This window comes from Bacteroides cellulosilyticus DSM 14838 (genome assembly GCF_000158035.1).
GTDB lineage: Bacteria > Bacteroidota > Bacteroidia > Bacteroidales > Bacteroidaceae > Bacteroides > Bacteroides cellulosilyticus.
Window position 1 is genome coordinate 67,776 of sequence record NZ_EQ973495.1, and the last position, 4,487, is coordinate 72,262.

Here is a 4,487-nt window from a genome sequence, read left to right on the forward strand (position 1 = left end):
ACTTTCTGACCCGCTTTCCGCTCTGACAGTTGCAAGATCGCATGAATATAATCCGGCTTGTATTTATCCAGTTGTATAAAGTAATTGCTGATATATACTTTAGGAGTATGTACCAACATCACATCACGCGTTATGCCGCCATAATTCCACCAGTCAAATGACAGCGCAGGAATTGCATCTACCGTCCGAGTATTATTCACTTCCACAGCCAGAAAATTTTCTCCTTCTATTATCAAATCAGTGATATTGAACTGAAATGGCGTAAATCCACCTTCATGACTACCTATCTCTTTTCCATTCAGATAGACCCGGCAACGGTAACTCACAGCTCCGAAGTAGAGAAACAGATTCTCATCCTGATTTTTATTCACCTTAAATTTGCGGGCATACCACACCGTACCTTCATAATATTTAAGTTCAGGAAGCTGCGAATTCCAATCGGAAGGTACATTCAAACGTAACCCTCCTTCGAACTCATACTCTTTAAAGTCAGCCTTATTTCTCAAAGGTCTGTTCTTATAGATAGAGGTTCGCCGACCTTGCTGATAAGGATCAATAATAACATTCCACTTTCCATTCAAGAAAGTATATTGTCTGCCATATACATTTGTCAGTAACTCCTGAGCACCAACGTACTGGCCATTACAGATAGTTATCAGAAATAAAATCCAACCTAAAAATTTCTTCTTCATAAATATTTCTCTATTACTTTTTATAAATTTTCATTGCACATCCTCCACCTTCTGCCAAATTCACTGTTAGTTTACGATTTTGGGGAACAAAGATAACAGACTTCCGATAATCAGAAGCTATCTTATCCGCATTTATACCGTCCTTATAAAGCTCAATTGTCCATTTACCTTCACCCAGAAATGACAAATCAAATTCCATCGTACGCTTTTTCCAGTTAGTCAACGCTCCTACATACCAAACATCTCCTTTACGACGGGCCATTGAGATATATTCTCCTATTTTTCCATTCAAGGCCCTTGTCTCATCCCATACTGTCGGAATATCTGAAATATAAGAGGTACACTCAGATTCACGCTCATAGAGAACAGGACTATCACACAACATAGATAGCGGAGCTTCGAATATTACATATTCAGCCAGCTGGCGGCAACGGGTTCCCATACTCATAGGTTCTTCATTAACAGCACGAAAATTGCGTTTATTGCCATTTTTCATTGCGCCTTGAGTATAATCCACAGGTCCTGCAATCATACGAATGAAAGGCATAGTCACATCATAGGTAACCTGATCCACATTCTCACTGCCAGAAAACTTTAACTGTTCCAAGCCATGTACGCCCTCAAAATTAATCACATTCGGATAAGTACGATTCATTCCTGTCGGCTTATAAGTGCCATGATAATCTAACATTAAATGGTATTTTGCAGCTATCTCAGCCCCACGATAGTGAAAATCAACCATTGCCTGATCGTCACGGTCCATGAAATCTACCTTGAATCCTTTAATACCCAATTCCGAATAATGTTTGCAGATTCTTTCCAAATCACGTTCAAAAGCATAATAACCAGCCCACAAAATCAGCCCTACATGTTTAGAATCAGCATAAGCAACCAACTCTTTCAAATCTATTTCCGGCACAACCTGAAATAAATCAGCTTTTAGATTTACGGCCCAGCCTTCATCCAAAATCACATACTCAATACCATGCTTAGAAGCAAAATCAATATAGGCTTTATAGGTAACATTGTTCACACCAGCTTTGAAATCCACACCGGACAACCCACAACTGTTCCACCATTCCCAAGCCACCTTGCCAGGCTTAATCCATGAAGTATCCTCCAAGCGGGAGGGAGCAGCCAGTTTATAAACCATATCATTATCAAGGAGCTCTTTATCATCAGAAGATACAATAGCAATGCGCCAGGGAAAACTTCGTCTACCGGAACACTTCGCAATATAATCTTCTCTTGCAGTAACCAGTTTTTGTAATTTGTTGTGCCCACCTTGTACCGTTTCTTTCGGATACGGAGCAAAAACACCTTTCAAAGAATTAGACTGATTCGCATTGCGAACAAACATGCCAGGATAACTCTCCACGTCTGATTCTGCAATACAAAGCTTCTTTCCATCTTTCAACTCCACAACAACCGGAGTAAAAGCCAATTGATTAGTACCCATTTCACTTAGATTGACATGTGTATAGATATTCTCAAAAGAATTGAAGAACTGGTCTTCCACCTTTTTATTTTTTCCTCCTCTCACATAGGGAATATACACCATATAATCATCGTCAAAATTAAATGTAGCTTCTTCAGCTATTACATTAAAAGGCTTATTCTCCGTAACGACGAAGCGATATGCAACTCCTTCATCATAAGCTCTGAATTCTAATTGAAATCCATCCCTGAAAGTAAGAGACAGCTCATTGCAACGATTTCTTATCTCACTCCGTTTGTAAATGGCAGTAGTGATATTCTCATCAATCACACGCCTACGTATATTCTTAACTTTAGACTTCACGCCTAATATTTTATTATTGCTTAATGACATGGAAATCGGCGAAGAGACAATAATCGCTGTATTTTCATGTCTTAAGGAATAACAAATTTGATCATCGGCTTCGATACTTAGTTCAAGCTTCCCATTCGGTGACTTTAACTGATATTGTTTTTGAGCTATACTAAAACTCAAGAATGCACTCAGAAATGTAAGTGTCAGACAAAATCTTCTCATAAATCGATTTTATTGGTTTAAAGTGATATTTTGATTAATACTAAATTAAATAATGCGTCACAAATATAGACATTTACTTAAGTCCGGTTTACTGTTTATGTATGAAAACACCGGGAACGTTTGCAAATTCACTTTCACATTAAAACACTATATACAAGACGTTTATCTAATACATGAAGCACGAAATCGTTTCCGATAATTTTATCTGCACATCTATTGTATATGTTATAGCATTCACTTACTTTCGCATAAAAAATAATCTACCATGAAACATTTATTATTTATTTTTCTATTTGCCTCTTTAAGTGTACAAGCCAAAGTGACATTGCCAGCCATCTATTCCAATGGAATGGTACTACAAAGGAACCAGCCTATTCGTATATGGGGACAGGCTGATCCAAAGGAGAAAATACAAATTTTATTCGCAGAGCAAAAACAAACGGCAAAAGCCGACGCCAAGGGATACTGGGAAGTTAACCTGAAAGCTCTGGAAGCCGGAGGTCCCTATCAACTGCAAATCACCGGAAAAGACAACCAAATAAGTATCAAGGATATTCTTATCGGAGATGTATGGTTATGTAGCGGACAGTCTAACATGCAATGGGTAGTAAACAACGTCACTAATGCGGAAGTGGAGAAAAAGAATGCCAACTATTCACAAATCCGAACTTTAAACATACCTCGCCGCATGGAATTATCCCCTAAAGATACAATCAGCACAACATGGCTCGTATGTTCACCTGAAACCGTAGGTCGTTTCTCTGGAGTGGCTTATTTCTTCGCTAGAAAGGTTTATGAGGAAACAAATATACCTATTGGTATTATAAATTCATCATGGGGCGGTACAATCGTAGAAACCTGGACAAGTCTGGAAGCTGCCAATACACTACCACAAAAACGACTAGACCGATATAACAAAAACGAGAAACTATCCCCCCCTACAGAATACTTTACACGAACAAATAAGGAAGCAAAGCGTAATGATTATCCATCATTGGTATACAATGCAATGATCCATCCACTGCTATCCTTCGCCATTAAAGGAGTCGTCTGGTATCAAGGAGAGAACAATGTAGGAAATGCAGAACCTTATACCGATTGGCTCACATGTATGATCAGTGACTGGCGTAATCGCTGGAATTCAGAATTACCGTTTTATATCATCCAACTTCCCAACTTCGATTCTACTAACAAGACACCACTTTGGGCGGAAATACGAGATGCTCAGCGTAAAGTTCTAACAGTTCCTAAAACCCATCTCATTGTTACCAGCGACTTAGGAGATCCGCATGATCTTCATCCTCGCAACAAACAAGAAGTAGGTATGAGGGTAGCATTACAAGTGTTGCATCACGAGTATGGGCGTCCGGATATTGTCAGTGAAAGCCCCATGTTCGAACGTATGGAAATCAATGGTGACAAAATCATAATTACATTCAAAAATACAGGTTCCGGTTTAGAAATACGCAGCCGATATGGATGTCTGCAAGGGTTTACCATCGCAGGAGAAGATAAAAAATTCTACTGGGCACAGGGAGAACTCAAAGATAATCGAATTGTTATTTGGAATCCGAAAGTTCCTAACCCTATTGCTGTACGCTATAACTGGGAGAACAATCCGGACGGAAATCTTTATAATAAGGATGGCCTACCGGCTTGCCTATTCCGCACAGATAATTGGTAAACATTATCTATTATTCACATTGCTAACAAATCAAACGGAATTATCGTTTTAAGAGAACTGCTCCTAAAGTTTCGTGTCTAACTTTTGGGGGCAGTTC

Annotated in this window: 3 protein-coding genes; 1 reads left to right on the forward strand and 2 read right to left on the reverse strand. The window is 39.0% G+C overall.

The window, feature by feature from the left end:
• Both BACCELL_RS22645 and BACCELL_RS22650 read right to left on the reverse strand, forming a co-directional pair.
• The coding region (locus BACCELL_RS22645) for a sugar-binding domain-containing protein (RefSeq protein WP_007214439.1) at nucleotides 1-692 on the reverse strand (692 nt) is incomplete at its 3' end.
• Between the two features lie 13 nt (nucleotides 693-705).
• Nucleotides 706-2,706 (reverse strand): retaining alpha-galactosidase, encoded by a 2,001-nt coding sequence (locus BACCELL_RS22650; RefSeq protein WP_007214440.1) that lies wholly within the window; start codon nucleotides 2,704-2,706, stop codon nucleotides 706-708.
• A 265-nt stretch (nucleotides 2,707-2,971) separates the two neighbouring features.
• Here BACCELL_RS22650 and BACCELL_RS22655 point away from each other — a divergent pair, with 265 nt between their 5' ends.
• On the forward strand, nucleotides 2,972-4,390 hold the full coding sequence (locus BACCELL_RS22655; protein ID WP_007214441.1) for a sialate O-acetylesterase: 1,419 nt from the start codon (nucleotides 2,972-2,974) through the stop codon (nucleotides 4,388-4,390).
• The last annotated feature ends 97 nt before the right edge of the window (nucleotides 4,391-4,487 follow it).